The sequence below is a fragment of the Flagellimonas sp. CMM7 genome (genome assembly GCF_021390195.1).
GTDB lineage: Bacteria > Bacteroidota > Bacteroidia > Flavobacteriales > Flavobacteriaceae > Flagellimonas.
In genome coordinates, this window is record NZ_CP090003.1 from 3,060,047 (window position 1) to 3,084,721 (window position 24,675).

Genomic DNA, 24,675 nt, shown 5'->3' on the forward strand with positions numbered 1-24,675 from the left:
TTGAAAAAAAGTAAAATCCCTCTGCATATTTTATGAATTTTAAAAATAATGGGGGTAAAAAATTGGATATCAAAGTTTTTTTTGCGTGAAAAATCAGGATTTCTCGGTTAGATTTATAGCATTTGAAAGTTTTATTATTTGTAATAGTCACTTATTCAATGTTTTATATATCAAAAATCAAAATCAAACCATTTTAGATTAATAATAAACCTGTTTTGGTTAAAGCTGGATTAAGTTGCTAATCTTAAACCAAAAAAATAACTAAACTTATGACTGAACTGAATATGATGTCCAAAAAACTCTGGTTGCCGCTGTTCATTTTTTTGTTGGCAATAACAGGAGTTTTTGCACAAGAAATTAGGGTGCAAGGCACCGTTAGAGATGCTCAGGGTCAACCCCTTCCTGGTGCGACTATTATTGAAAGAGGTGCCAATAATGGAACCCAATCTGATTTTGACGGCAATTTTGCCCTTCAAGTACAAGATGGTAGTGCGGTACTGCTGTTTTCCTATATTGGTTTTTCAAAGAAAAAAATTGAGCTAAATGGGAGAACACAAATTAATGTGTCCTTGGAAGAAGATGCCACAGGTTTGGATGAAGTGGTGCTCATTGGTTATGGCGGGGTTAAAAGGAGTGATCTCACAGGTTCTGTGGCATCAGTGACTTCCAAAGACTTGCAAAGAACCGTGAATCAATCTTTTCAAGAGGCTTTAGAAGGAAGGGCTGCGGGGGTACAGATTTTAAGTGGAGAAGGGACACCTGGTGGTGACGTGACCATTAGAATTCGTGGGGGTACTTCCATTAGTGCTTCCAATGACCCCTTATATGTTATAGATGGTTTCCCAATTATTGTGGATGCCTCAGAAACTAATAGTGCATTGGGCCAAATAGCTTCCGGAGCCTCTTCAAATCCACTATCTGGAATTGACCCCAATGATATTGAGTCCATAGAGGTGCTAAAAGATGCTTCAGCCTCGGCCATCTACGGTTCTAGGGGGGCAAATGGTGTTATAATCATTACAACAAAGTCAGGAACTTCTGGAAAGTCAAAGGTTACTTTCAATACCTTTTACTCAACTCAAGAAATTACAGATAGGATACCTCTACTTAATGCAGAGCAATATGCGGAATATAGACTTTTGAGTTCAGATCCTGACAATCCTACTCCAACGGATGACATATTAACTGGGTTCTTAGATGGTTCTATTGAGTTGGAAACGTTTGATCGTCAGGATCAAATATTAAAAACCAGTTCAGTTAAGAGCTATAACTTAGGGTTAAGTGGGGGTTCCAAGGAATTTCGGTATAATGTCTCCGCTGGTGCATTTATGAATGATGGGGTGATTAAGAACTCGTCATTTGATCGGTATAATGTCCGTGGGAAGTTTAATGGGCAAATGAGCGAAAAACTTTCCTATGATGCTTTGTTCTCCCTTTCTCACACCATACAACAAGGAGTGCCAACCGGAGGCGGAAACCAGACACAATCGGGAATTTTAATTAATGCAAATCTTTTCCCACCACTTAGGTTGCCTGACGAAGATGAAGGTGATGGACTAACAACAATAGGAGGTATAAATGATCGAAGTCCGTTGACTATTTTGAACGGGACCGAAATTGAGAATAAGCAAGACTTGACACAAGCCAATCTATCCTTAGATTATAAAATCACTGACGATTTGACTTTTAAGGTATTAGGCGGATTAAATATAAGAAGTAGCAGAAATGCTAGATACAATAGTTCAAATACGCCGGCTGGCTTTGTAAGTAATGGAAACGGAGAGATATCACAGAGAACGATTAGAACATGGCTAAATGAGAATATTCTAACATTTAATAAGGAGTTTGGAGTTCATAATCTGACGGTTTTAGGTGGTTTTACAATGCAGGGAGCCGATATTGAATTTTTCTCAGCTCGAAATACAAGTTTTGATCTCGAATCTTTAGGGTTTAATGATATTTCCCTCGGATCAAACCCAAGTATTCCGCAATCTAGTAAGGAAAAATGGGGTATAGCTTCTTTTCTTTCCCGTGTAAATTATTCCTTTGATGACAGGTTCTTATTTACGGCTAGTATTAGGGCGGATGGTTCTTCGCGTTTTGCCGACGGCAATAAATGGGGGTATTTTCCTTCTGCAGCCTTCGCATGGAAGCTCAATAATGAAAACTTCCTAGCAAATTCATCCGTCGTTGATAATTTGAAATTGAGAATAGGGTATGGAGAAACAGGAAACCAAGAAGTACCGCGTTATAGATCCATTTCAGAACTATCCATTAATTTCACAAATTTTGGTACCGACAATGGAGCACTTTTTCCAGCATCGGGTATCTCCAGAGTGGCCAATCCTGATTTAAGTTGGGAAACAACCACACAGACAAATGCAGGTATTGACTTTGGACTCTTTAAAGGAAGAATTTCTGGTAGCGTTGATTACTACATCAAAAAAACCAAAGATATGCTCTTAAGTGTGAACTTGAATCCAACTACGGGGATAGGCCAACCTGCGCTTCGAAATATTGGAAACCTTGAAAACGAGGGTGTTGAAATTGCCTTAAATACGGTAAATGTAGAAACAGATAATTTCCGATGGACCTCTTCATTTAACATTTCTACCAATAGAAATGAGATTACCAGCTTAGGAGATACAGATCAAATCCTTTTCGATGTTAGAGGAGGATGGCATCAGATAATCAATGAGGTAGCTTTGATTCCTGGGGAGTCTCTCGGAACTTTTTGGGGATTTGAGACAGCAGGAATATTGGGCCAGGATGCAAATGGAGATCCATTGCCCCTTCCCGGATTGGATGGAAATGGAGACCCAATATTAACCGAAGTAGGTTACGTTAATGAAGTTGGGCCTGGCGGAAACATCTATGTGGATCAACTTACAGTGGATACAGACGGTGATGGTGCCCCTGACCAAAGGGATGGTATAATAAATGGTGACGACAGGGTAGCCATTGGTAAAGGGGTTCCTGACTTCTTTGGTGGGTTTACCAACAATTTTGAATACAAGGGCTTCAGCTTAAACGTATTCTTCGATTTCCAATATGGTCATGATATTTATAATTCAGAGCGGGTATATTATGAAGAGTTGCATACAGCTTCTAACAGATCTACCGCCTGGCTGAATAGATGGACACCGGAAAACCAGAATACCACTATTCCAGCGTTTGAAAGAGGAGACAACCAAAGATTTCTTGACAAGTTTGTTGAAGATGCCTCGTTCATAAGATTAAAAAATGTAACTATTGCATACGATTTTAATTCGAAGCAACTAAAAAAATCACCGTTTTCTGCCCTGAAATTATATGTATCTGGGCAAAACCTTTGGATAGATTCGGATTACTCGGGGCTTAACCCGCAAGCCAGTACCATTCGAAATCCCATTGCACCTGGGGTGGATTGGGGTTCATATCCAATCGCTAAGATTTTTACTTTAGGATTAAATGCAACTTTCTAAATTAACAAAAATGAAAAATATAAAAATAATTGCGATAACTATATCATTATCCTTGATGTTTTGTAATTGTGAAGAACTATTGGAAGAAGAACCGTTTTCGGTTGTAGCACCAAGTGTTATTTTCGGTAATCCCGATAATATCGAAATTGCGGTAGCAGGTATTTATAATGCTATGTCCCAAAGGGGTATAGACGGTAATACCTTTGGAAATTATGCACATGGTTTAATTATGATGGGAATGCTGGGTACCGATCACGTTAGAAGTGGTAATAACTTGGGTAACCGGTTCTCACAAATGGATTTGTTTAATTACTCCGCAACGTCTCAGTTACCTACGCATGTATGGAACCTGCATTACATTGGAATTAACAGAGCCAATACGGTAATAGTAAACACAGAACCTTTATTAGGAACCGGTTTGGATGATGATAGGCTTAATAGCCTGTTGGGTGAGGCAAAGTTTATGAGAGCTTTAATGTATCTGAACCTAGTAAGGTTTTATGGAGACGTCCCGCTCAAGCTAACTGAAACCAATAGCCTGACGGCCGAAGACGTAATTGGTATAGCAAGAACGCCTTCAGAGCAAGTCTATCAACAAATAGCGGATGATCTTATATTTGCAGCAGAGCACTTACCTCGGCAGCAGGAACTTGATGGACGCGTTACTTCAGGAGCGGCCTATGGCCTTTTGGCTAAAACATATGTGTATTGGGCCACGGCTCCGTTAAATGATACTTCGAAATGGCAGCTGGCAGCCGATGCTGCCAGACAAGTGATTGATTCCGGTCAGTATAGGTTGCTGGACAATTTTCCAGATATTTTTGGATGGCAAAACGAAGGCAATGATGAAATAATATTCACCGTAAAGTACGGAAGTGTTGAAGGACAATGGGGCGTGCTAGGTGGCGCAGGAGGTTTTTTAGGGTTCTCAGGAGCCAACTTCAACTCAACAGGGCCAGTAACGGGTCAGGCAACTCAGGTTCGTCAATATGCCGCTGAACAATACTTATGGGAAAGCTGGGATCCTTTAGATCAAAGACGTGATTGGACAGTACCTGCTGCAAGGATAAACAACGCTGGTGACATAGTACCGCTGACGGCTGACCAAAGTAGTGACCCTAATAGTTTTAATTTTGGTCTCGCAAAATTCAGACGTGATGCTAGTTGGATTCGTTTCCAATCTCCAATAGATGTGCCAATACTTAGGTATGCAGATGTATTGTTGTTATTTGCGGAGGCTACGGCTAACGCTTCGGGGGGGCTACGGCAGAATCTTATGACGCCATCAATCAGGTAAGAAGGCGTGCATATAATCAACAACCGGATCCTACGGCTTTTGACATTTCAGGATTAGGACTAAGTGAGTTTAATGAAGCAGTAATTGAAGAACGCGGACGCGAACTTGTTCTGGAGTGTCAAAGCAGATGGCATGATCTCGTGCGTTATGGAATTTTAGGGGAAAGATTAGAGGCAGTGAAGCGATCACAATCGCTCGATAATTTTGATGAATCAAAACATATACTTTTCCCAATTCCACTAACAGAGTTAGACGTAAACCCATTGATTAACGAAGCAGATCAAAATCCTGGTTATTAATGAACACGAGTTAATTTGAGTTAGTTTTTTAAGTTTAGTTAAACTCTCTCTGCGTGTTCCGCGCGGAGGGCAGTTTACATAATGATCTAGCCCTAAACTTAAACTGCTACTCTTGGTGCTTGGCATACACTAATTTTAATTGACTTTTTCATTTGATTGATCAATTCGGATAGGAGGTCGCATTCTATACTGTTATATGAAATCTATCTATAAGATTTTAAGACTGTTTTTACCAACACTGGTTGTTATGATGCAATCGGGATGTTCTTTTGTTAAACAGAGTGAAAGAACCGAATCTGCTGGTTCATACGAATTTGCGGATAGTATTATTTCCCAATTAAGCTTAGAGGAAAAAGTTTCTTTGCTTCATGGTATGGGAGGAGGGAATAGTGAGTTTGGTGACCTTGATGTTAGGTATTTCGGAATCAAAGGAATTAAAGAAAAGGGAATACCTCCTTTTTATATGGGGCATGGTATTACTGGAGTGCGTACAGGAAGAGATACATCTGTACACGCTACTTACTTCACATCTCCTATTGCTATAGGATGTTCTTGGGATACCAATTTGTACGGAGATGTAGCAAAAGCGATAGCCAAAGAACTCCGTGCCACAGGAAATGATTTGGTACTAGGGCCTACGTATAACATTATACGCCACCCTTTAGGAGGACGTAACTGGGAAAGCATTTCAGAAGACCCATTCCTTAGTGGACAAATGGCAGTAGCTTACACAAAATCAGTACAGGAAAACGGTATTGTGTGTGGACCAAAACATTTTGTGGCTAATAATCAAGAAACCAATAGGTTTGATATAAATAACCAAGTAGACGAACGTACCTTAAGAGAAATCTATTTGCCAGCTTTTAAAGCCGCGGTGATGGAAGGAGGTGCATTGAACATAATGGGAGCGTATAACCGTGTAAACGACGACTATATGTGCCATAATGAATATTTGTTGGATACCATTCTTAGAGGAGAATGGGGTTTTCAAGGGTTTGTGCTATCAGATTTTGCCAATGGTGTGAAAGACACAAAGGAGGCAATACATGCACGAATGAATGTGGAAATGCATAGGCCAAAATTTTATGGAGATTCTCTTATAAACATGGTACATTCTGGAACAATTCCTGAAAAGCGTGTAGATACCTTGTTAAAGGATGTTTTAAAAGTGATGCACCATTTCGATATTTTTAAACGGGATCGTTTTGAAGAAGAAGGGTCAATTCATAGTCCAGCTCATATAGATTTGGCATACAAGGTTGCAAAAGAATCTGCGGTACTTCTAAAAAATGAAAATAATATACTACCGCTTAGGGCCAATGATATTAAATCTATCGCTGTGGTGGGGCCTAATGCAAAACGTTTTCCAGGTGTAAGCGAAAAACACCCTCATTATTCCTATTATTTGCAAGGAGGAGGTAGTGGAAGGACTTATTATTTCCATAATACCATAGTTGAACCTTATGAAGGGATTTTTAATGCCATAGAAGAAGATAAAACAACAATCACTTTTGCTCAAGGCACAAAAACACCAGATCTTTATTCTAAAAATAAAGTAATTCCTGAAGATAATACAGATTTGAGTTTACTTAATGAAGCTGTTAAAAATGCATCGGATTCTGAAGTTGCTATTGTAGTGGCAGGATTAAGTGGTTTTAACGAAACAGAAGGTTGGGATAGGGCTAGTGCTAAATTACCGGGACAACAAGAGAAGCTTATCAAAGAAGTGGCCAAGGTAGCTTCAAAGACCATTGTAGTAGTTATTTCCGGAAGCTATATAAATATGTCCGAATGGGTAGATGATGTTGACGCCATACTTTATGTCCCCTATTGTGGAGAACAAATAGGCAATGGAATTGCCGATTTGCTATTTGGAAAAACAAATCCGTCTGGTAAATTGCCAATTTCCTGGCCTTTAAGTGAAAACGACTATCCCGAAGGCAGTATTTTTAAAGGTAAAGGCTTTGAAGAGGAAGGTATAAGCAATACGTACTCAGAAGGCATTGCCGTAGGCTATAGGTGGTTTGAAAAAGATAATAAACCTGTTTTGTATCCATTTGGCTATGGATTGTCATACACCCAATTCGAATATCAAAATTTGAAGATAAAATCAAGTGAATTTCCTATACATATAGAAGCTACAATTACAAATAAGGGAGAGACCCAGGGTAAAGAAATTGTGCAACTGTATGTTGTGCCCGTAGAACCAAATATAGAAAAGGCACCAATAGAATTAAAAGGCTTTGATAAGATAAGTTTAGAAGCAGGAGAATCAAAAATTGCCAAGTTTTTACTTGATAAAAAACACTTTGCCCATTATGATGCTCTTAAAAAATCTTGGATTGTAGAACCTGGAGAATACAAAATTAGTATCGGTAAAAATGTAAGGGATCTTCTTTTAGAGCATTCAATAATGATTTCAAAAGATATCTTAAAGTAGTATAGTATGCCTAGAATATTAAGTTTTAAATATCAATGTATCATTTATGTGCTGTTCCTAGTGATGAATGGGTATGCACAGCAACCAGATCGGCCTAATTTCATCATTATACTGGGTGATGATATAAGTGCGGATGCTCTAGGGTGTTATGAGTCAAAAAACTTAGGTGTGACACCTAATATTGATAAGTTGGCATCCGAAGGTCTAAAATTTAATAATATGTTTGTCACCAATGCCATTTGCGCCCCAACCAGAGCAGAACTTTATACGGGCCTGCAGTCCTACAAAAATGGATGTACCGGAAATAGGGCGTCTACTAATGCCAATGTAAAAAGTGTGGTGTATTATATGAGTAATCTGGGCTACAGAGTGGCACTTACAGGAAAAAAGCACTATAAACCGGCATCAGTGTATCCATTTCGATACATTGAAGGCTTTACAGAAGCCGTAAAAACGCGTGGTCCTGAATTGGCAGAAGACTGGCAGGCCTTAGCAGATTTTATTAACGAGAATGACAAGAAGCCCTTTTGCCTTTTTATCTGCTCGGTACACGCCCATGCGCCTTGGGATGCAGGCAATAGTGACTTGGTAAAAATGAATGAATTGGAACTGCCTTCCCATTTTGTAGATAACAAAGTAACACGTCATTTTTATAGGGAGTATATGGGCGAAGTGAATGAATTTGATAGGCAAGTTGGAGAAACAATTGATTTAATACAAGAATTGAACTTGGAGGAAAATACGGTTTTAATGGTTTTAGATGAAAACGGTGCGGGAATGCCTCTGGGCAAATGGACCACTTACGACTGGGGAGTTAGATCTGCTTGTATTATGAAATGGCCTAAAAAATATGATGCCAATTTTAGTACCGATGCAATAGCCCAATACTGTGATATATTACCTACTATGATTGATGCTGCAGGTGGAAAAGTCCCCGAAGGTTTAGATGGGAAAAGCCTCATGCCTATTATTGATAGGACTAAGAAGATCCATAGGGATAACGCATTTTTTGTTTATGAAGAAAGTTATAAAAGTAGGGCCGTTTTTGATGGCCGGTATAAATTTATCTGGAATATTACTTGGAAAGAGGGTTTTGACCTGGGTTTTGTTACCAACGCACCCAAAGACCATATGAGGGACAGACATTATAGATTTATGTTACACTCATGGTTAGAACGCGCAGAAATTGATAAAACTGCAGAAAATAAGGTAAATCAGTACTACCGCAGACCACAATTCGAGTTATATGATTTGCAAAAGGATCCGGATGAATTGTATAACCTGGCAGAAAAATTGGAACAGAAAGAACGCATGAAATTTTTGAGAGCGGAATTGATTTCATGGATGCGTTCTCAAGGAGATATAGAACATTTACAAATGCCAATCAAGAGTTGAAGCAACACTTTGAAAATCGAACGGCATTCTCAGTGTAACTCTGCGCATTTTCTCTGGGCAGCTCTTCGATATAATTTTAAATGGCTGTTAGACAGTGTTTAATGGAGAATCAAAAAGGTGCACAAGGGTTCAACCCTTGATTCGTATTACAAAAGAACAAATATGAAAAGTAAAACCTATATATCGAAGCAAAGAATTTATAAATCCTTGGGATTTGTCCTATGCTTTATGGCACTTTTCAATTGTAAAGACACACCAAAAAAACCCGAAGCACCTAATATCCTGTTTATTTCTATAGACGATCTACGTCCTGAGCTTAAGGCTTTTGGAAAATCTCATATTATTTCTCCAAACATAGACAAGCTGGCCGCAGAGGGTACGGCATTCAAAAACGCCTATTGCAATGTTCCGGTTTGCGGAGCATCACGAGCCAGTTTGCTTACTGGAATCTATCCAACACCTACCAGATACATTGATTACAAAACGCGGGTAGACGAAGAAGCACCAGGGGTGGTTACCTTACCGAAATACTTTAAGAATAATGGGTATTATACGACCGCCATTGGAAAAATATTTCATCATCCCGACGATGGCACTAAAGGCTGGACCAAGGAAACCTACCGCCCGGATTATCCAAATACCAATGCACAACAGGAACTTTGGAGAGATTATCAATCACCGGAAAATAGCTGGACTAAGGAATTGGAATTACCGCTGGGAGGAGCCGGCCCCGCATGGGAAGCTGGCCAAGTTCATGATACTATTTATTATGATGGAAAAACAACAAAATTAGCATTAAAAGAGTTAGAAGAACTTGCTGAGCTCAAACAACCTTTCTTTTTTGGTGTGGGATATATTCGTCCGCATTTACCGTTTAATGCCCCAAAGAAATATTGGGATTTATATAACCCGGAAGACATTGAGTTGGCAGACAATCATTATATCCCGAAGGATGCTCCGAGAGATGCCTGGTTTAATTTCCCTGAATTACGCTCCTATAATAACATTGCGAACGATTCAATTCCTATCCCATTAGATCAAGCAAGAAAGTTAAGACATGGCTATTATGCCTGCGTGAGTTTTATCGATGCGCAAGTAGGTATGGTAATAGATAAATTAAAGGAGTTAAATCTTTATGATAATACAATTATTGTACTGTGGGGTGATCATGGATGGAACTTGGGAGAGCATTCATTATGGACTAAAATGTCCTGTTTTAAGAATGCTTTGCAGTCGGCATTGATTATTAAATCCCCTAAAATTAAAGGTGGTATGGTGACTAAGGCCTTGGCAAGTTATGTGGATATTTATCCAACAGTGACCGAAATGGCCGGATTAGATAGACCCCAGCATTTAGTGGGTAAAAGTCTTGTGCCCGTGCTTAAAAATCCGGAATCTGAGGTGAATTCATATGTTTTTGCAAGGTGGCAAAATGCAGAAACCATTAAGAACAATCGCTATGCTTATACGCAATATTACAACAAATCAGGTATCGTGAAGGATTCGATGTTATACGACCATCAAAAGGATCCCGATGAAAATATTAATAGGGCGTATGACCCTAAACATAATGGGATGATAAAGGAGCTTAAAAAAGAACTCGAAATACACCTGTATGACAGAAAACAATAAAATAATGAAGAAAGCAATTATAGCCCTTGTATTTATAGTATCTATTTTAAGTGTCAAGGCCCAGGACAAAACCTACCAACCAAATTGGAAATCTTTAGATGAACGTCCAACACCAGAATGGTTCACAAAGGCCAAGTTTGGCATTTTTATCCATTGGGGTGTATATTCAGTGCCTGCCTGGGCACCAACAGATATTGCTGTGGGTAAGAATTTTGGACAAAAATTTTCTGAATGGTACTGGTATCGTTTAAAAGATTCGACTAACAAATTTTTCGCACCACATCATAAGAAATTATATGGTGATAAATCCTATCAAGATTTTGCGTCAGATTTTACTGCGGAGCATTTTAACCCATCTAAATGGGCAGATATAATTGCAGATTCCGGTGCTAAATATGTAGTGCTTACATCAAAGCATCATGATGGCTATACACTTTGGCCTAGTGAACAAAGTTGGAACTGGAATAGCGTAGATGTTGGTTCCCGCAAAGACTTATGTGGAGAACTTACAAATGCTGTTAAAGAGAAAGGCTTACATATGGGTTTTTATTATTCTTTATATGAATGGTTCAATCCACTATACAATAAAGATGTAAACGCCTATGTAGATAAACACATGATTCCACAAATGAAGGATTTGGTAACGCGATATGAACCCGATGTACTTTGGACGGATGGAGAGTGGCCTTACACCTCAGATGTATGGAAATCAGAGGAGTTTCTGGCATGGTTGTTTAATGAGTCCAAAGTAAAAGAAACTGTAGCGGTCAATGATCGTTGGGGAAAACACACGCGAAGCACCCACGGAGGGTATTATACTACCGAGTATGATCATGTCTATCAAAAAGAAGGCGTAGATGATGTATATCACCCTTGGGAAGAATGTCGTGGTATTGGTGGCTCTTTTGGGTACAACCGTATGGAAAACCTGAACCATTATTCAAGTTCTGAAAGATTGGTGCACATGTTAATAGAGAAAGTGGCCAGTGGGGGAAATTTATTACTCAATATTGGTCCATCACATGACGGCCGAATTCCGGTAATCATGCAGCAGCGGCTTGCTGATATAGGACAATGGTTAAAGATTAATGGAGAAGCAATTTATGGTACGAATGTTTGGGGCGATGCGCCAAAAATGAATGAAGAAGGGATTTATTTCACAAAAAAGGGAAAGAATCTTTATGTAATATGTACCACATGGAACAAAAGAATAGAGCTCCCAATTTCAGCTTCAAAAGCCCAATTGGTAGGAAGCAATGCGGATGTAAAATATGAAAAAACAAAAACTGGTATGACTTTATATGCGCCAGATCTGCAACCAAATAACATACTAGGTCAATACGCTTGGGTTTATAAAATTGAGGGGGTGTTCTAATATAATACTTTTGAGTTCCATAAGTGTAATATCTTAATTGGGATTGATAACGTACAAAGCATTTAATTATGACATAGTTTAAAAAAATAACGCAAATAGAAAGTTTAACACTAAAGGGCTATACGCCAATCTTACGGTAGAAGAAGACCTTAGTCCAACTGGCCTTATTGCCCAAACAATTAATCTTTAAACCAATTCTTGGGTATTATATGATGCATTAAGCAGAAAAGTAGACATTGGTAACTTAAATAATAATGGGGGTGGGCTAAACAAAAATGTATCTCAGGAATTGGGACTTTTAGTGATTAAAAATACTAATTCAGACCTGGTAATAAGACATGAAATTCCAATAAAATAGTTAAAGACTTGCCAAAAAAAGTGAACTATATTCTTACCGTAATATGCACAATCGTACTTCTAGGTCCTTTTGGAAAGAATGTGTATGGTTTAGACCTAAATCCGTCAGAATCACAAAATATTGCGAGGGTCGAATTAGTATTAAGATCATACAACAACTTAAGTAATGACCCTAAGATTTATGTGGTGGATGCTAAAAATACAAAAGCTTCAGACGCCAATCCCGGCACAAGAGATTTACCATTTCTTACTGTACAAAGAGCAGCTGAAGTGATGTATCCAGGAGATGTCTGTTACATAGGTGGAGGTTTTTATGCAGAGACAATTAAATTCAAAAATTCAGGAACAAAAGAAAAACCAATTATATTCAGACCTTTATCCAAAGAAGATATTGTTGTAATTACAGGAGCAAATCAAATTCCTAAAGATAAATGGGAAAAAGTTTCAAAACATATTTTCAAAGCAAAGGTAACACTCAATTTGGATCATGAAAATCAAGTGTTTATCAATGACAAAACTATGGTAGAGGCTCGTTGGCCTAATGTAGGGGATGACCTTTTAAAACCTACTTTGGCCAAAATGGAACAAGGAACAACTCCTGAACTGATTGTAGATGGCCAACTACCACAATACGATTATACAGGAGCCAAAATATGGGTGCATGCTTCCAAGTATTGGGCGAACTGGACAACCTCTATCGTTAGAAATAAAGGAAAGCGCTTAGAGATTATCAACACGGCGCCATTCCATGAGCCAAAGCGACATGTAGCGGCCGAGGGTGCAGGCTACTATATTTTTTCCTGCAAAGATGCTTTAGATGCTGAGAACGAATGGTTTTACGATGAAAAGACGCATGAGCTGTTCGTTTATCGAGAAGATGGTAAGCTACCTACTGAAGATTATGCGGTTAAAATGCGGATGACAGCCTTTGACCTTAGAAATCGTTCTCATATTCATATTCATGGAATTCAACTCTTTGGAGCTACTATTGAAACTAATGCTAACTCTATTTCCCTTTTATTCGACGAAATAGCCATCAAATACCCCTATTATTCATCGCTTGCTGAGTCACCTTCGGCGCAAGCCAAAAAAGGGGTGAAGTTACAAGGTAAAAATTGTGTACTTAAAAATAGTGAAGTAGCCTATAGTTCTGGTACCGGTGTGATGCTTTTTGGAGAGAATAATGCGGTGTTGAATTGTTATATCCATGACCACGATTTTATTGGAACAACAGCAAGCTGTGTTGAATTAGGTGGTAAAGGCAATATCATTAGCCATTGTACCCTCACCCGAAGTGGGAGAAGTGTATTGGGGTTTCCTAACATGTATCAGGCATTAGTTCAAAATTGCGACATGAGCCATTCAGGGATGCTTACTAGTGATTTAGGGCTAACCTATGGCAATGTTATTGAAGGCGGTAATTCTGAAATTCGTTTCAATCTGATGCACCATAATGAAAGTAAACATTTCAATATGGGACTGTATTATGACCATGGAACGAAAAATATTATCAGCCATCATAATATTGTCTACGGTATAAATAGGACAGCTTTTCAGTTAAACCAATATGCGGCCTACCACCTCGTTTACAATAATACTTTTATCTCAAAAGAATACGGTTTTAGAAATATCTGGGGCAATAAATATGCACCAGAACTTACTGGCGTTCGTATAGTGAATAATGTGTTTGCAGAATCGGCTGAAACCACATCCTCAGAGTACTATTGGAGTCATAATATCACAGATTACCGAGATTTTGATGGGCAAGATCCATTTAAAGCAGACAAGTACCTTATGCAACGCGGAAAATTCATATCTGGGATCTCACGGGTTACGGCTGGCACAAAACCGGGTATAGGGGCAATAGAGGCAGAACACTTAAAATTTAAGGTTGGTCATGATTTTGATAATCCGCCAAAGTACGATACCATGCGCAGTAAACCATTACATCGTAATAGGATTGTAAATGCTGCTTTTGAGCATGAGGATCATTTATTTCCATGGAAAATAAAAAAAAATGTAAAAAGAATCAATCATAAACTCCAAGCACAAATCACAGAAGATAAAAATAAAGGCCGTATGGGCAAACACGCTATTGCCCTTGTGTCATCTGGAAGCGAAATCTTTCAGAATATTACAGGATTGCTTCCAAATGCTACATACAGATTTATAGGCTTCATTAATGCAGATAACAATGAAACGGCAGTTATTGGTGTGAGGTATGCAGATAAAAGCGAATTTATTTCGCCACTAGTGAGTTCCAAAAAATCAAGTAAAACATCAGATTGGCGCAAAGTAAACCTATCGTTTGATACCGATGCATATGGAACTGAGGTTACCATTTTCGTAAGAAAAATGAGTTCAAATGGAGGAGACGTCTATTTTGACGACGCTGGTTTAATTTTAGAAAGTAAATAGTATTTAAAGGTGAAGAGAACGTTTTATATAGTCTGTTGTGTGCTATCCTTACAAACAATTGGATATGCTCAAAATATTATATTCATTCTAACCGATGATCAGGGTTGGGCAGATGTATCTACACCACTAGATACATTACAAAAGGAGGCCTATTCTAACTATTTTGAAACACCTAATATAGATAAACTGGCAAGTAAGGGTATGGTGTTTACCGAGGCCTATGCACCCGCACCAATGTGCACACCTACACGACGCAGTATTCAATATGGAATGACACCTGCAAGACAGCGAGGGACAGAATTCTTGGGGGATTTTAGCGGTAAGGGACATCAAGCTATCCCAGAGTACCTTAAAAAAATAAACCCCAATTATAAGTGTGCACTCTTTGGTAAATGGGGAGAAGTAATGTCTGGTACTTGGAAAAATCAAAATAAAGAAATAAATCCAAAAGCCTTGGGTTATGATGAAAGCGATGGTCCAAATACAGGTAATGTAACAGGAACGTTTTATCATCGAAATATGGGTAAGGCACAATACAAACAAAATTATATTTGTACCCCAGATGATGATCCGAAACGGACTTTATCTGTTACCAATCGGGCAATATCTTTTATAGAACAACAAGTTAAAGATAAGCAGCCTTTTTACTTACAAGTTAATTACTATGCCCTTCATACCGCTCATCAGGCTTTACAGGCTACAATGGATAAATATAAGAAGAAGGGTATGCCCAATCGTAAAGTCCATTGGGGAGTTGCACCCATGTTAGAAGATCTAGATACTGCGATAGGTAAAATAATTGAGGCAGTTGATCGCTTGGGCATTACTGGTGAGACTTACATTTGCTTATCATCGGATAACGGCGGAGAAAGACGGTATGATAATGTTTTGGCTACAGTAAATAAAACTGTACGAGGTCGAAATTATCCTTTAAGAGGTTATAAGGGGCAATTATATGAAGGTGGCATTAGAGTCCCCTTTATGGTTTCTGGCCCTGATATTCGTTCCGGATCAGTCTGTAGAGCACCCATCGCTTTATATGATCTGTTACCTACGTTTTATGAATTGGTTGGCGGTAGAGATAAACTTCCAAAGGATATAGACGGCAGGAGTATTGTAAATGTATTCAAGTTACCCGAAGCTGAAATAAATGAGAGACCAGAACATGGGCTAATTTTCCATCGTCCTATAAAAAAGAAGCAATCTGCACTTAGGCTAGGTAATTATAAACTGGTACTTACCTGGTCAGGTCCCTGGGAAATTAAAAAAACAGAATTATTTGATCTTGATAAGGATATTGGAGAAACACAAAATCTTGTTAGTATGCTGCCAGATAAAACCAAATTACTTAAAAATTACTTGATAGAATACCTGAAAGGCGTTAATGCAGAAGTATCAAAAAAAGAAAACTAGAACCATCTTTAATAATGAGGAATTATAAAATACTTACCATTTGTCTTTTGTGCTTTTTTTTAATTAGTACTACTGCGCAAGAGAAAAAAATATGGGATGAAACTAAAGAGGAAAAAGAAGAACGCCTTGCATGGTGGAGAAACGATCGCTTTGGAATGTTCATTCATTGGGGTACATATTCTCTTGCAGCACGGCATGAGCATTTGCAAAAGAGAGATCGTATCAATAGTGAAGATTATCAAAAGTATTTTGACCATTTCAACCCAGATTTATATAATCCAAAGGAGTGGGCTAAACTTGCTAAAGCAGCAGGGATGAAATATGCAGTAATTACTTCTAAGCATCATGAAGGCTTTACCTTATTTGATTCTAAATTAACTGAATTTAAAGTAACGAACACTCCATACGGAAAAGATGCACTCAAAGAATTTGTAGATGCGTTCCGTGAAGAGGGTTTGAAAATAGGATTCTATTATTCCGTAATAGACTGGAACCATCCAGAATACACTATCGATAACAGACATCCACTTAGGCCTATTGATGTTAATGATATTAAAGCCTACAAAGCACTCAATAAAGATCGTGATATGGCTAAGTATCGAGAGTACATGAAAAACCAGGTGACTGAAATACTAACCAACTATGGCAAATTAGATATCCTTTGGCTCGATTTTTCTTTCCCTGGAGAAACTGGAAAAGATAAAGACGATTGGGGGTCGGTGGAGTTAGTAAAACTAGTGAGAAAGCTACAGCCGGAAATTATCATAAACGACCGATTGGATATTGTAGACTATGAGGGAGGCTGGGATTTTACCACACCAGAACAATTCAAAGTAGAAGAATGGCCAAGACGCAATGGCAAGAAAATCCCTTGGGAAACTTGTCAGACATTTAGTGGTTCATGGGGCTATTATCGCGATGAAATGACCTGGAAAAACAACCGTCAATTGTTAGGGCTTCTCATCGAGTCGGTGAGTAAAGGTGGTAATCTTTTGCTCAATGTAGGGCCTACTGGTAGAGGAGAAATTGACTATCGTGCAGAGGATGCTTTGGTGCAAATGGGAGACTGGATGAAATATAATTCAGAATCCATTTACGGCTGTACTGAAGCACCAAAGGAATTTAAAGCACCAGATAACGCGGTGCTTACATACAACCCAACTACCAACCGTCTCTATATTCATTTTTTCGAATATCCTTTGCAAAAAGTGACATTAAAAGACATGAAAGGAAAAATTGAGTATGTACAGTTTCTTCATGATGCCTCTGAGATTTTAGTTCAGGAAACAAGAAAGCCTAATTATATGACCTTTTATTTAAATGGTAAAAAACAAAATAATGATGTGGATTTGATCTTGCCGATTGCCAAACCACCTGTAGAAATACCAGTAGTGGAAATTTTTTTGAAATAATTGTCGGCTTCGATTGGCAAGTATAATTTGAAATAAAATGAAAAATCTGTTAACTCATAAGAATGACTAATCTTAATTAAATAGGTGTAAAAGTGAAGTTTATAAAGTATGAATTTTGTGTGTTATGGATTCTATCTTTGTGTCCTTTGTCTTCTTGTACTACTAAAGAAGAGAAGGCCAACCCCAATATTATCATCATATTGGCTGATGACTTTGGAGTAGGTTATATCCAAGCACATTACCCAGATAATAAGATTCCAACGCTTTATTTAGATAAGTTAGTGCAAGGGGGCATGAGTTTTAATGATGCATATAGCAAATCAGGAGTGTGCTCCCCTTCTCGATATTCTTTGTTAACAGGACGATATAATTGGAGAACACCCCTTCAAGAATGGGTATTAGCACCTTACGAACCTCCACTTATAAAAACGGAAAGGACTACTTTACTAGAATATTTACAATCTGAAGGTTATCATACGGCTTGCATTGGGAAGTGGCACTTAGGATGGAATTGGGTGGGAGAACAACCCAGTACCTGGGAGGAGAAAAAACATATCTTAAAGGATTCTGTATGGTATTTTGATCAAGAATTATCAGGAGGACCATTAGACCATGGATTCGATTATTATTTTTGTACTGATGTACCCAACTTTCCTTCCTTTACTTTCATAGAAAATAACAAAATACTCATTCAACCCACTTCAAAATTGGATTTAAAGACGAATGTCTCTGCACGTTTTACGTCTAAAATTTTTGATGGATACCAAATGGCTCCCGAATGGCAATTCGATCAGATATTATTAGATATTACTAAAAAAGCAGTAGACTTCATTTCAGAGGAAGCTAAAAAAGACAATCCATTTTTTCTTTACTTTTCTATTACTTCACCTCATGAACCGGTTTCATCCAGTAAGCAATTCCTTGGTAAAAGCAGTATTGCGCCAGTGGCTGATTTTGTAATGGAACCAGACTGGTCTTTAGGTCAAATTATTGAAGCGGTAAAAGCAGCTAATATTTCAGAAAATACGCTCATTATTTTTACTGCGGATAATGGACACACGCCTTATACCGGTTGGAAAAAATTAATAGAAGCAGGACATTATCCTAGTGGTTCTTATAGAGGGTATAAAGGTAACATATGGGAAGGAGGACATAGAGTACCCATGATTGCCTATTGGTCTGAAAAAATAACTTCTGGTATCGAGAATTCAGCAATTATTTTCCAGACAGATTTTTATGCAACCATTCATGAACTGGTATCCGATAATCAGGTTAATGTAGAAAAAGCAGAAGATAGTTTCAGTTTTCTCAATCTTTTAAAAGATGAAGGTGCAGACCCTAAACAAAAAACTATGGTAAACCATTCGAGGAATGGAGAGTTTGCATACAGAAAGGGAAAATTGGTATTTAGGATACCAGGAAAAGACCTTAAATCTTCTAGGGGTGAACTTGCCAAAGTAGCACTATATAATTTAGAAAAGGATATATCAGAAACTGAAAATGTAGCTCAAAATTATGCTGAGCTTGTTGAGGAATTAACCGAAGAGCTTAGGGTAATAGTGGATAATGGAACAAGCTATAAAAAGAAGGTTTTAAATAATAATGTGAAGGTAGATTTTAAAACGATACAAAAACATAGATGGTTGTTGCTTAATTAAAAGAATGTAAAATGAGAATAATAAAATTAGTGTATAAGATATGCATTATGGTGTTTGCCTTAATGGTTTTTCTTCCAGTAGTAGGTCAAGAGACTATGAGAAAACCTAATATTCTTTTAGTACTCATTGACGATTGCTCTGCGGATGAAATAGGCGTTTATGGTAATACAGAACATAAAACACCTGTAATGGACCAACTTGCATCAAAAGGTACAAGTTTCGCAACATGTTGGTCGGCTCCTATTTGTTCACCTTCCCGGGCATTAATAATGACAGGACGGTATGGTTTTCGAACAGGATGGTACCACAATAGAAGGGAGTTTAAAAAGAGAATACCATTGCCTGATGAAAATATGATTTTTGCACAACTACTTCAGGAAGCCGGATATAGAACCGCAATAGCAGGAAAGTGGCAATTGCCAGGAAAGCCTCCAACATATGGTTTTGATGAATACTCACTTTGGGCATATAAGAAGATGCTACCGAAAGGTGTGGTGCATGAGGGGTATGATGGTTTAAATCCCAATGCTTACAATTATAAGTATATGGCGCGTTATTGGTATCCTTCTATAGTGCAGAATGGAGAGTATATGCCTACAACAAATCAAGATTATGGTCCAGATATTCATTCATCTTTCCTTATTGATTTTATAAAAAAGAAATCCGATAAATCATTCTTTGTGTATTATCCTATGATACTTACGCACGATCCTTTTTACCCAACGCCCGAGAATGTTAATGGAGATGGAGGTAAACAAGGACCAACAAACAAAAAGAAAAACTTTAAATTCTATGTAAAATATGCCGATAAAATAATTGGAAACATTGTAGATGCATTAAAAACGTCTGGACAATTTGAAGATACAGCCATTATAGTAACTGCAGATAATGGTACGGCACGTAGAGGCAAAGGAAAATCAAAAGAAATTGGAGTAAGAGAACCTCTAATAGTCTATTGGCCCGGAGTGGTAGAGCATCAGGGGATGAAACAAGAATTGGTTGATTTCTCAGATATTTTTCCAACATTAATTGATATAGCAGGTATTGATATGCCTAAGGATTATATACATGATGGACGCAGTTTTCTTCCACTTCTTAGGGATAATAATTATAATGAGCGAGAATTTATCTTCTCTTATCTAGGGAAAGATAGACTAGTTCGGGATAAAAGATGGTTATTGGAAGGCGATGGTCGTTTTTTTGATTGTGGAGACTATCGAAACCCATGGAGTAATAAGTATATAGAAGTAACAGATTCCCAAGACATAGAAGTTCTGGAGGCCAAGAAACGTTTTTACAAGTTTCTTGAGGATAAACCGGCGCCAAAATAGCTGAAAGATAAGTTTTAAAGTTAATTGAATAATAATGCTTGACATATAATTTGATTTATTTTTTTAATGAAGCGTAGAGATTTTATAGGAAATATTATACTAGGAACAGGAAGTTTATTCTTGTCAACTAGATTATGGGCATTTTCAACAACAAAGTTACCAAATGTATTAATTTTAGGGGATTCCATATCTATTGGTTATACTGGTTTTGTTCGAAAAGCCTTAGAGGGTAAAGCTAATGTGTACCGTCCTATAAAAAAAGATGGGAAAGCAGAAAATTGCCAGGGGACTACCAATGGTGTTAAAAATTTACATCGATGGCTCAAGATTCAACCTAAATGGGACGTGATTCATTTTAATTTTGGATTGCATGATTTAAAACATGTAGATCCAATAACGGGCAAGAACAGCACAAACCCGAAACATCCACAACAGGCAGATCTTAAAACGTATAAAAAACAGCTTAAAAAGATTGTAAAGAAACTCAAAAAAACACGTGCACAACTTGTTTTTGGAACCATTACACCTTTCCCCGATCTTCCTGACGGACCTTTACGACATGCAGACCAGACTGTAAAATACAATACAGCTGCACTAAAAATCATGGCGAAATTTAATATTCCAATAAATAATTTAAATACTTATGTTAAACCAAACATGAAATCATGGCAGCTTACTAATAATGTGCACTTTAACAAGCTGGGATCTCAAAATATTGCTCAAAAAGTAACTGAAGAAATAAAAAAATACTTATGAAGAATCGAAAAAAATGGTATTTAAAGTGTTTCGCCATAATGCTGGTGTTTCTTATAGCCTGTAAGACTAATGATTCTGAGAAAGAATTGGTTAAACCGGCACTTCCAAATATCATTATTGTCTTTGCAGACGATTTAGGATATGGAGATATTTCTGCCTTTGGCAGTCCTACGATACATACTCCAAATTTGGACGAGTTAGCACATGAAGGTCAAAAGTGGACCAATTTTTATGTGGCAGCATCTGTATGCACACCAAGTCGAGCTGCTTTGTTAACTGGTCGTTATCCTATAAGAAGTGGTATGTGTAGTGATGGCAGAAGGGTGCTTTTTCCTGATTCTAAAGGCGGCTTACCCCAAAATGAAATTACTATAGCAGAACAATGTAAGGCTATGGGTTATGTTACATCTGCTATTGGCAAATGGCATTTAGGGCATAGAGCACAGTTCTTGCCAACTAACCATGGGTTTGACTCCTATTTTGGCATCCCTTACAGTAATGATATGAACAAAGTAGAAGTTGAAGGGTTGACTAGAGAAGAGCGGTTTTTTTCGCCAAAATCAGAATATTTTAATGTGCCACTTTTACGAGATACTAAAGAGATAGAAAGACCTGTAGATCAAACAACCATTACCAAACGTTATAACGAAGAGGCGGTGAAATTTATCAAGGAAAATAAAGCGCATCCCTTTTTTCTTTATTTAGCCCATAGTTTGCCCCATGTTCCGCTATTCGCATCAAAGGAGTTTAATGGCTCTTCCAAAAGGGGACTATATGGAGACGTGGTTGAAGAGATCGATTATGGGATGGGTGAAATTATGGAAGCTCTAAAAGAAACTGGACTAGACCAAAATACCTTAATTGTTTTTACCTCCGATAACGGCCCTTGGGTTTCTTTTAAAAGCCATAGTGGGTCTGCTGGCCCATTAAAGGAAGGTAAATTTACGACATGGGAAGGAGGCGTGCGAGTGCCAGCTATTTTCTGGTGGCCAGATAAGATAGAACCTGCTCTAGTAACCGATATAGGTTCTACATTAGATGTATTCACTACGGTAAGTAATATAGTAGGAGCAAACCTTCCAGAAGATCGACAAATAGATGGTTTAGATCTATCTCCAGTACTTCTTGAAGGAAAAAGATCGCCAAGAGAGGATATGTTGTTCTACAGGAATACCACAGTATATGCGGCAAGAAAAGGGGCATTTAAGTTACACTATATAACTAGACCTGTAAGAGGGGAAAAAACTATACACGACACCCCCTTGTTATTTAATGTTGATGAAGATCCTAACGAACGTTATAATATAGCTGAACAATACCCTAATGTTATAGAGGAAATCCACCGTATTGTAGAAGATCATAAAGGCACTATTGTTCCTGTAAAGGATCAGTTAAAAGACAGAATATCAATAAAAAAATAGAATTGTATAAACTAAAATAATTATGAAACACCTTTTCTTACTATTGCTTATTATCAATATAACCGGATGTACAGGCAACAACAAAGAACAACAAAAACAACCACCAACTAATATTCTTTTCCTATTCGCCGATGATCAAAGAGGACATACCATAAGAGCATTGGGAAATGATCAAGTAATAACACCAAACCTCGACAAATTAGTAAAGGGAGGGACTTCTTTTGATAATACCTATGTAATGGGATCTATGGTGGGCGCTGTATGTGCACCAAGTAGAGCCATGTTAATGACCGGCAGAACCCTTTTTAATATTGATCCAACTGGGCACTCTATAGATACAAGTCATGTTACGCTGCCTAAAACACTTTCCAGCGTAGATTATAATACATTTCATATTGGTAAATGGCATAATGGTCGCCCAGCATTCAATAGAAGTTTTGGGGATGGTTCTAAAATATTTTTTGGGGGTATGCATAGCCAGTATAACGTTCCTACCTACGAGTACAATATGGAAGAGCACTATGATAAGTCTCATCAAAATGAATTATCGCCAGTACATTCTTCTGAGCTTTATGCTGATGCAGCGGTAAATTTCTTGGAAAATTACAGCAACGAAAACCCTTTCTTTATGTATGTAGCCTTTCAGGCACCACATGATCCTAGAGAAATGCCCAAAAAATACTTAGATATGTATGATGTGGACAGCATTACCCTGCCACCTAATTACATGCCACAACATCCTTTTGATAATGGAGAGTTGGATATACGAGACGAATGGCTTGCAGGATATCCTAGAACAGAAAAAGAAGTAAAAGCCAACATCGCGGCGTACTACGCTATGATCACACATTTAGATGAACAAATCGGACGTATTCTGCAAACATTAGAAGAAAAGGGTTTGGCGGAAAACACACTAATCGTCTTTGCAGGAGACAATGGGTTAGCCGTTGGACAGCATGGCTTAATGGGTAAGCAAAATCTGTATGAGCACAGCGTAGGCGTTCCCTTAATCTTTGCGGGGCCCGGAGTGCCAAAAGGAGAGCAAAGAGAAGCGTTAAGTTATTTATCTGATTTATACCCCACTTTTTGTGCTGTAACCGGAGCCGATGTACCTGAAACTGTACAAGGGAAGAGCTTATGGAAGGTGGTACAGGGAAAGGAATCTTCCGTTCGAAATAGTAGTTTTTTTGTGTATAAAAACTTTCAACGAGCAGCTCGCAACAACCAATGGAAGATTATCAAATATAATGTAGGTGATAAAGTTACTACACAACTTTTTGATCTAAAAAATGACCCATTTGAGATCAATAATTTAGCAGGCAATCCTACATACGCCAACCAATTAAAAGACATGGAAAATCTTTTGGCGCAAAAAATGCTTGAGGAAAACGATAAAGCAGACTTAAGCAAACCACAATGGGGAGTAGCTGTATTGCCAGCATGGAAAGACAGAGTGAAACCTGAAATTGTTGAACATCTTAGGGAAATGGCAAAAGAGGAACGAGAAAAAAGAGGTTTTGTTGATGAGAACTAGTTTGTTTGAACAAACAATGTTTTAAATTATAATAAGTAATTCGATATAGATTATCTACGAAAGATTATAAAGACTTCAATTCTAAAAAATAATAATAAATAGCAATAATTAAATTAACAAAAATGAAAAAAGTAATTCTAATCACAGTTGTTTTTTTAACAGGAATGGTTTCTGCACAAAGTTTAGTAGAAAAAAGAGCGTAGTTGTTTGCTTCTGAAGCAATAACCTTTTTAAGTTAGAAAACACTAAAAAAGAAGCCATTTATGAAGCCAAATTAGAACAATTAAAAGCAGCAAGAGAAATGGCAAAAAAATAAAAAAAGAAAAGCTATCTGAAGCTGATAAAAAAGCGTACAGAAAGAAGCATTTAGCACCCCACACCAAGAATATTCTAAATATAATTGGAGTTAAATGGAAAGAGTTTAAACCTTTTAATGATGAAATTAATTCTAAATTAAAAAAACTAAAATAAAG

General features: G+C 37.7%; 15 protein-coding genes. All 15 read left to right on the top strand.

The window, feature by feature from the left end; genetic code table 11:
- Nucleotides 1-269 precede the first annotated feature (269 nt).
- The 15 genes from LV704_RS13800 to LV704_RS13865 all read left to right on the top strand — a co-directional run bounded on the left by LV704_RS13800 (nt 270) and on the right by LV704_RS13865 (nt 24,202).
- A complete protein-coding gene (locus LV704_RS13800; RefSeq protein WP_163423178.1) occupies nt 270-3,464 on the top strand; it encodes a TonB-dependent receptor in 3,195 nt (1,064 codons plus the stop codon).
- A gap of 10 nt (nt 3,465-3,474) precedes the next feature.
- Nucleotides 3,475-4,761, top strand: a complete 1,287-nt coding sequence (locus LV704_RS13805) for a RagB/SusD family nutrient uptake outer membrane protein (protein ID WP_233782045.1) — start codon at nt 3,475-3,477, stop codon at nt 4,759-4,761.
- The gene (locus LV704_RS20065) at nt 4,749-5,060 is read left to right on the top strand and encodes a RagB/SusD family nutrient uptake outer membrane protein (protein WP_370636071.1); all 312 of its coding nucleotides are present in this window, start codon (nt 4,749-4,751) and stop codon (nt 5,058-5,060) included. Before LV704_RS13805 ends, LV704_RS20065 begins: the two co-directional genes overlap by 13 nt.
- A 196-nt stretch (nt 5,061-5,256) precedes the next feature.
- Complete coding sequence (locus LV704_RS13810) at nt 5,257-7,500, top strand: glycoside hydrolase family 3 protein (RefSeq protein WP_163423176.1); 2,244 nt, start codon at nt 5,257-5,259, stop codon at nt 7,498-7,500.
- 6 nt (nt 7,501-7,506) lie between these two features.
- Nucleotides 7,507-8,895, top strand: a complete 1,389-nt coding sequence (locus tag LV704_RS13815; RefSeq protein WP_163423175.1) for a sulfatase-like hydrolase/transferase — start codon at nt 7,507-7,509, stop codon at nt 8,893-8,895.
- Nucleotides 8,896-9,057: 162 nt separating this feature from the next.
- Nucleotides 9,058-10,527 (top strand): sulfatase, encoded by a 1,470-nt coding sequence (locus tag LV704_RS13820; RefSeq protein ID WP_163423174.1) that lies wholly within the window; start codon nt 9,058-9,060, stop codon nt 10,525-10,527.
- A 4-nt stretch (nt 10,528-10,531) separates the two neighbouring features.
- A complete protein-coding gene (locus LV704_RS13825) occupies nt 10,532-11,902 on the top strand; it encodes an alpha-L-fucosidase (protein ID WP_163423173.1) in 1,371 nt (456 codons plus the stop codon).
- Between the two features lie 378 nt (nt 11,903-12,280).
- Nucleotides 12,281-14,677: a right-handed parallel beta-helix repeat-containing protein gene (locus tag LV704_RS13830; protein ID WP_233782046.1), complete on the top strand. Its 2,397-nt coding sequence runs from the start codon at nt 12,281-12,283 to the stop codon at nt 14,675-14,677.
- A gap of 9 nt (nt 14,678-14,686) precedes the next feature.
- Nucleotides 14,687-16,090 (top strand): sulfatase-like hydrolase/transferase, encoded by a 1,404-nt coding sequence (locus tag LV704_RS13835; RefSeq protein WP_163423171.1) that lies wholly within the window; start codon nt 14,687-14,689, stop codon nt 16,088-16,090.
- Between the two features lie 14 nt (nt 16,091-16,104).
- Complete coding sequence (locus LV704_RS13840) at nt 16,105-17,502, top strand: alpha-L-fucosidase (RefSeq protein ID WP_163423170.1); 1,398 nt, start codon at nt 16,105-16,107, stop codon at nt 17,500-17,502.
- Between the two features lie 92 nt (nt 17,503-17,594).
- A complete protein-coding gene (locus LV704_RS13845; RefSeq protein ID WP_163423169.1) occupies nt 17,595-19,160 on the top strand; it encodes an arylsulfatase in 1,566 nt (521 codons plus the stop codon).
- A gap of 11 nt (nt 19,161-19,171) precedes the next feature.
- Nucleotides 19,172-20,491, top strand: a complete 1,320-nt coding sequence (locus tag LV704_RS13850; protein ID WP_163423168.1) for a sulfatase-like hydrolase/transferase — start codon at nt 19,172-19,174, stop codon at nt 20,489-20,491.
- Between the two features lie 66 nt (nt 20,492-20,557).
- Nucleotides 20,558-21,247, top strand: a complete 690-nt coding sequence (locus LV704_RS13855) for an SGNH/GDSL hydrolase family protein (protein WP_163423167.1) — start codon at nt 20,558-20,560, stop codon at nt 21,245-21,247.
- A complete protein-coding gene (locus tag LV704_RS13860; protein WP_233782047.1) occupies nt 21,244-22,668 on the top strand; it encodes a sulfatase in 1,425 nt (474 codons plus the stop codon). The genes LV704_RS13855 and LV704_RS13860 overlap by 4 nt, the downstream gene beginning before the upstream one ends.
- A 22-nt stretch (nt 22,669-22,690) precedes the next feature.
- Nucleotides 22,691-24,202: a sulfatase-like hydrolase/transferase gene (locus LV704_RS13865; protein WP_163423166.1), complete on the top strand. Its 1,512-nt coding sequence runs from the start codon at nt 22,691-22,693 to the stop codon at nt 24,200-24,202.
- The last annotated feature ends 473 nt before the right edge of the window (nt 24,203-24,675 follow it).

Excerpts from the sequence above, each read along its gene's own strand:
- LV704_RS13800 (WP_163423178.1), top strand. The coding sequence starts at position 270 with ATGACTGAACTGAATATGATGTCCAAAAAACTCTGGTTGCCGCTGTTC.
- LV704_RS13805 (WP_233782045.1), top strand. The coding sequence starts at position 3,475 with ATGAAAAATATAAAAATAATTGCGATAACTATATCATTATCCTTGATG.
- LV704_RS13810 (WP_163423176.1), top strand. The coding sequence starts at position 5,257 with ATGAAATCTATCTATAAGATTTTAAGACTGTTTTTACCAACACTGGTT.
- LV704_RS13815 (WP_163423175.1), top strand. The coding sequence starts at position 7,507 with ATGCCTAGAATATTAAGTTTTAAATATCAATGTATCATTTATGTGCTG.
- LV704_RS13820 (WP_163423174.1), top strand. The coding sequence starts at position 9,058 with ATGAAAAGTAAAACCTATATATCGAAGCAAAGAATTTATAAATCCTTG.
- LV704_RS13825 (WP_163423173.1), top strand. The coding sequence starts at position 10,532 with ATGAAGAAAGCAATTATAGCCCTTGTATTTATAGTATCTATTTTAAGT.
- LV704_RS13840 (WP_163423170.1), top strand. The coding sequence starts at position 16,105 with ATGAGGAATTATAAAATACTTACCATTTGTCTTTTGTGCTTTTTTTTA.
- LV704_RS13850 (WP_163423168.1), top strand. The coding sequence starts at position 19,172 with ATGAGAATAATAAAATTAGTGTATAAGATATGCATTATGGTGTTTGCC.
- LV704_RS13855 (WP_163423167.1), top strand. The coding sequence starts at position 20,558 with ATGAAGCGTAGAGATTTTATAGGAAATATTATACTAGGAACAGGAAGT.
- LV704_RS13860 (WP_233782047.1), top strand. The coding sequence starts at position 21,244 with ATGAAGAATCGAAAAAAATGGTATTTAAAGTGTTTCGCCATAATGCTG.
- LV704_RS13865 (WP_163423166.1), top strand. The coding sequence starts at position 22,691 with ATGAAACACCTTTTCTTACTATTGCTTATTATCAATATAACCGGATGT.